This is a genomic window from Streptomyces glaucescens (assembly GCF_002154375.1).
GTDB lineage: Bacteria > Actinomycetota > Actinomycetes > Streptomycetales > Streptomycetaceae > Streptomyces > Streptomyces glaucescens.
Map to the genome: position 1 here is coordinate 1 of NZ_MUND01000897.1, position 388 is coordinate 388.

General features: G+C 64.7%; 1 pseudogene (cut by a window edge). It reads left to right on the forward strand.

Annotated features, from left to right (window positions below):
- Positions 1 to 343 precede the first annotated feature (343 nt).
- Positions 344 to 388, forward strand: a pseudogene (locus tag CCN42_RS39010) (transposase); its annotated part runs 374 nt beyond the window's last position; the annotation flags it as partial.

Below are 388 nucleotides of genomic sequence, written 5' to 3' on the forward strand. Positions count from 1 at the left end.
GCCGGCGTATCCGCGCAGGTCGAACTGTTCCGCGGCGGCCTGCAGGATGAGGCGCCGCGTCCGCACGGCTCGTACCTGCTTCACACCGACGTTCTCCCGCAATCCCTGCACCTCGCGCGCGGTTCGCCCGACTCTTCCGGCGCTGGTCGAACGGTCGACCAGTTGGTGACACCGGCCCGAAATCCGAGACAAACCTTGCATTGCTCCTCACATCCGAGGCAAGCCCGGCTGAGCCACCGGACGCATGATCGGCCGAATCCGAACCCCAAAACAAAGAGAACGTCTGCTATGTTTTGGCTGCGGTCGAGGTTATCACCAACGCATCTAGGGGGGACGCGTCACCATGATCACCACCTGCCCAGCAGGTCCGTCCGTCGCGCGCACGGGG